The sequence below is a fragment of the Romboutsia sp. Marseille-P6047 genome (assembly GCF_900604535.1).
Lineage (GTDB): Bacteria > Bacillota > Clostridia > Peptostreptococcales > Peptostreptococcaceae > Romboutsia_E.
In genome coordinates, this window is sequence record NZ_UWOT01000015.1 from 73,507 (window position 1) to 79,506 (window position 6,000).

The 6,000-nt window shown below is 26.7% G+C and carries 2 protein-coding genes; both read right to left on the reverse strand.

Features of this window, described 5'->3' with window-relative positions:
* Nucleotides 1-471: 471 nt before the first annotated feature.
* Complete coding sequence (gene melB / locus EIH23_RS13550; RefSeq protein ID WP_122640958.1) at nt 472-1,836, reverse strand: melibiose:sodium transporter MelB; 1,365 nt, start codon at nt 1,834-1,836, stop codon at nt 472-474.
* A gap of 293 nt (nt 1,837-2,129) precedes the next feature.
* The gene (locus tag EIH23_RS13555) at nt 2,130-5,171 is read right to left on the reverse strand and encodes a glycoside hydrolase family 2 TIM barrel-domain containing protein (RefSeq protein WP_122640959.1); all 3,042 of its coding nucleotides are present in this window, start codon (nt 5,169-5,171) and stop codon (nt 2,130-2,132) included.
* Nucleotides 5,172-6,000: the final 829 nt, after the last annotated feature.

Below are 6,000 nucleotides of genomic sequence, written 5' to 3' on the forward strand. Positions count from 1 at the left end.
TTGTTCTATAATATTTAAATAATTCTAAAAGTTTATCTATGCTTTAATTTTATCATATTTATAATTTGTTTATCTACACATCCTAGTGAATATTTTATTCAGTATTTACTGCAAAACTTACTTTTACATGAAAATCCATAAACTATTACTGATTACATTATAAACCCTTATATTTTATGTAATAATAAAATATATTTTTACATTTTAAAGATTTTCGAACTAAATCAGCTATATGTTCACATATTTTTTCTAACTCTCAACAGTTTCTATATAAAAAATTCTTTGAAGTTATTCAGTAGTATTCTATATATGCTTTTGCACTTTTATATATTCCATACTTATTCCTATTATACGTGAGCTTTACAGAAGTTTAAATTCAATATAATATTCTTAAAGTTAAAAAAGCTATCTCAAAGTAAAATATTTAGTAGGATAACTACTAGATTTTATTTTGAGACAGCTTATTTTTATCTACATAACATCATTAATTTTTTTTCTTTCTTCTAATTCTATCAACATTTCATCATGGAATTTACCATTTATTTTATACTTAGATTTGTATATAGCATACATTACTATTGCACAAACTATAGGTATCCATATCATTATTACTCTCATTCCAAATATAGTTGTTGAACTTTGAGCTTCTCCAGCTACATATCCTACTAAGGATAATCCAACACCAACTAACCATCCAGCTACTGCAGATGCCCCTTTAACTAATAACGTTTGCACAGAGAATACTATACTTTCATTTCTCGTACCTAATTTATATTGACCATAATCAACTACATCCGCAAGCATTATAGTTGTAGAACCTACTAAAAATCCACTACCTAATTTTAATACAGCTCCTGCTATTGCTATTAATACAGCATTTTGAGGTGCTAAAATTCCTATTACAAATAATAGTAAGAATCCAACTATTGGCAATATACTTCCTAGTTTAAATACATATTCTCTACCAATTCTCTTCGTTAATATAGGTAATAATACAAGTCCTGATATTTCTGCTATTCCAGCAAATGCCTGATACACAGAAAATAAACTTTCTTTTCCAACAACATATGTAAAGTAGTATATAGCCATACTTCCAGATATCTGCATAGTTAGATTCATTGCTAAAACTATTCCTATAAATACTACTAGTTGATCATTTTTTCTTATTATATTAATTGTTTGTTTAAAGTTTACTTTTTCAGCATTTTTAGGTGTTTCTACTTTTTCCTTAACATTTAGACAAGTTATTATTGTAGTTATTACAAATACTACAGCTATAGCAACTGCAAATACCGAGTATCCTTTTGTAATATCTCCATTCCCTAGTGTTTTGACTATCCAAAGTCCAAATGTTCCTACTATCAGCGAAGCGGTACTTGCGAATACTCTAGGTATTACTGATATTTGTTCTCTTTCTTCTTTGTCACTAGTTAATGCTGGTATCATAGACCAGTAAGGTATATCCATTATTGTGTATGTCATTCCCCATAATATATATACAATCGAGAAATATGCGTATAGTGGTAAGCCTTCTAAGTCTGGCTTTCTAAATAAGAATATTAAAACAACTGCGTTTATTACTGTTCCTATAAATATCCATGGTCTAAACTTGCCAAATTTACTTCTAGTATTATCAACTATCATCCCCATTGCTGGGTCATTTATTGCATCCCAAAGTCTTGCAACTAAAAATAGCGTTCCTACGAATGCCGGATTTAGTTTAACTACATCAGTAAAATAAACCATTAAATATGTTGCTACTATTGCATATACTAAATCTTTTCCTAAAGCACCTACTCCATAAGAATACTTCTCTCTAAATGTTAACTTACTCATCTTTCTCCTCCATATTTTTATTCCCCTTTTATAAATTTATAAAAACATATCAGGAAATATTTTCTATTAACCCTGGTAAAATTATTTATTAAGCATCATAATTTGAGTATAAGTATTATACTGTTATACCCAAAGTGAAATTATGAAGAAAGCAACTGGACTTGGAAGTTTACTTCCAGTTGCTTAATAAATCATATATAATTTCCCTAGTTTAAATTGACATTTCAAGGTTTTATATTAACTAAAATACATATTCTATTTAGTTGAGATTACATGTATATTTTACTGATTAATTACATTGGTTTTATTTCATATATTAAAGTATATATTTTATTAGGATTTAAAATATACTCTGAATGAGGTAATGCTTTCCAACTATCATCTCCTCCTACTCCCATTTGCTTGTATATTACTCTTAATACCGTCGCATCTAATGGCTTTAATTTATAAAAATGATCGGCTACTTCTATATCTTCTGGATGATATTTAGATACATTAAACTCAAAAGTAGGATTTCCACTTATTTTTATACCTTCCCCTTTTTCATTTTTTATTTCTAAATATCTTACATCAGTTTTAGCCCCATTTTCTTGAGGTTGAAGATAGTTTACCATTTTATCTGTTATAATATCATTATATAACCCTATTTTAGCACTCTTGTATTTATCCCAGTAATTTTCTATCTCACCTCTTCCATAATAAGTTATATTTTTAAAATCTTCTTTTAGTATAAACATATCACTTATTGCAGGTATTTTAGCTAAATCTCTGTTCGGATTTAATATTTGTTGCACTTTTAATTTAGAGTTACAATCTAATGAATATACATATGTTACAGTACTCTTATTATCTAACTCTATATCTACTATTAAATTAACTATTTTATCATAATTTACTATTTTAATATTTACTAAATTCATATTTGGATTTCTCCAAGTAACTGCATCTATTTCATTTTTAAATCCTCTATCGTTATTTGTGCTTGATCTCCAGAAATATGGCTTTGTTTCTTCTTTTAGTATATTCTCACCACCTACAATATACTCCGATAAAAGACCATTTTTCTTTGATATAGATACTTTTACTTTTTCAGTAGATAGTGTTATTAATTTGTCGTCTTCATTTATATTAACTATATTAGTATTTTCTTCTCTTTCTATTTTTAATGTATTTGGTTTTAATACGACTTGGTGATGTTTTATTTCATGACCCTTAGCTGCATACATAGTTTCATGTTTTTCTTTAACTGTAAATGTTACTATATATTCCTCATCCTTGTATCTTTTTTCTACTACATCATATTGTAGTTCATAAGTTTCACCAGGCTCTAAGTCTATTGTTATACATTTTTCATCTACAAACTCACCATTTTTAGTTGTAGTTATAAATATGTCGTATTTATTTAAATTATTAAATAAATAATCATTTTTTATATTAACTAAACCTTCCTTTATATCTTCAAATAATACATCTGCATACCAATATTTAATCTCATAGAATTTAGGTGTTACTTCTCCATTAGCAAATACTAATCCATTTCCACTAAAATCATAATCATTTGGGAAATCTCCAAAATCTCCTCCATAAGCTAAATAACTTATATCTTCTTCTTTTTTAAGGATTGCTTGGTCTTTGAAGTCCCATACAAATCCACCTTGTAACACATCATATTTCCTAAATAATTTATAATATGCATCTATATTACCATTTGAATTTCCCATAGAATGTGTATACTCACACATTATATGGGGTTTTTTAGGATTATTTTTTGCATATTCTTCTATTTCCCAAGGTCTTGTGTACATTTGACTTTCTATATCTGATACATCTTCATATATTCTATGATGAAATATTCCTTCATAATGTACTATTCTAGATTTATCATTATCTTTAAAGAATCTGTACATTTTTCTGAAGTTTTCTCCTCCAAAAGACTCATTTCCTAATGACCATATTATTATGGATGGATGGTTTTTATCTCTTTCAAACATAGATTTACATCTTGATAATACGGCATCTGTCCATTCTGATTTACTTCCTGGAATTGCACCTTCTTCTTCTTTTTGTCCATACTTCCATGTACCATGAGTTTCTAAGTTTACTTCATCTATTACATATAATCCATATTTATCACATAAATCATACATATATGGATTATTTGGATAATGAGAAGTTCTTAAAGCATTAACATTAAACTGCTTCATTATTTTTATATCTTTTTCCATTACATCTTTATTTATAGCTCTTCCCATTTCACTGTCAAATTCATGTCTATTAACACCATTAAATAGTATACGTTTTCCATTTATGTACATTACATTTTCTTTTATTTCAAATCGTCTAAATCCTGTATCACAACTTACATACTCTATTGCTTCATTATTTTCATTTTCTAAACTTATTATTACTTTATATAAATTAGGTTGTTCTGCACTCCATTTTCTTGGATTATCTATTATAGTTTGAAAATGTAGATTTACTTCACCGTCTACAGTAAATTCTTTTTTACTAGAATATATTATATTTTCTTTATCATACAATTCTAATTTTATATTGTAATTTCCTATTCCAATTACTTCTACTTTAGTACTAAAAGTACCATCTTTATAATCATCTGTAAGATTTGAGTCTACTCTAAAATCCACTATATGAGTTTTATTTTTTATTTCTAAGTAAACATCTCTAAATATACCACTTAATCTCCAAAAGTCTTGATCTTCTAACCAACTTGCATCACACCATCTGTATACTTTTACTCCTATTTTATTTTTACCTTCTACTAAGTAATCAGTTATATCAAACTCAGATGGTGAGAATGAATCTTTACTAAACCCTACTATTTCTCCATTTACATATAGATAAAAGCATGACTCTACACCTTGGAAATTTATTAATACTTTTTTATTTAATTGTTCTTTAGTTATATCAATATACCTTACATAGCATCCTGCTTCATTTATTTTAACAGGAGCAAATGGTGGTTTTATATCTTCCCTTCCAGTCCATGGATATATAACATTTGTGTATTGCGGTATTCCATACCCTTTTATTTGCCAATTCGATGGAACCTCTATTTCATCCCATGGCTCATTATTATAATTTATTTTATAAAAATCCTCCGGTATATTTTTTATATCTTTACAGAAATTGAATTTCCACCTTCCATTTAGAGATATATATCTCGAAGAATTTTCTTTTACTCCTTCTATAGCTTGTAATTTGGTTTCATAATTTACAAAATCATTATGAGGCTTATTCATATTTAAAGATATTATCTGTGGATTATTATTCCACTCAGGATATCCGTTTTGCGGCTTTTCATATTTAAATTTCATAATCTCCCTACCTCTCCCTCATAAAGGTGTTAATATGATTATTTCCATATGAGCACTCTATTTTATTTGTTGTATCCTATAATACGACAACGAAATATTTTTGTATTGTTAAGAATACCTTTATAGTAGGTTCTATTAATATAGTTACAATTAATAAACTATATTCAACAAAATATACTTGTGCTAATTGACCTCATACTAAAGTTAATAATTTTTCACTATTAGATTGTATCAATATAAATGGACCTAAAATTATTCTATTCATAAATGACCATATCTAATTTATAGAAAACGTTTGTTTCGTATCTATATTACCACTATTTTAGCTACTAACTAAAATAAATCCCTCATTGTAACTGTAAATGATATAATCACTTAAAATAAAGAATAAAGCATTTAACTGGTTTATAAACTTTCAACCCAAAGTCTTATTTAATAAGTCTATAGATCTGTCTTCATTATATTTTATATCAACAAAATACAAACTTGATTAAATTAAATAGATTTAATGAATCTATTGTACTTAATTTTGATGCAGATCCTATAACTCACTTTAATGATTGATAAATTAATGATATTATAAAATATATTCAATCCATAAACACTTACTACTATTAATTAAGAGCTATAATTCATAGCAAATATTCATTTATAATATCGGCAACTACTATCTTTCTTTTCTTTAATATTTATAGAACTTATTTTAATACGTCATTGTTCCCTGTTTTAAGTTTCATATTTTTCTAGTCTTTTTATTTACTATTTTATCGATTTCTGATTATTCTTATTAAATTGTATCTTTTGAATATGCTTATGTAGATCTTACTCC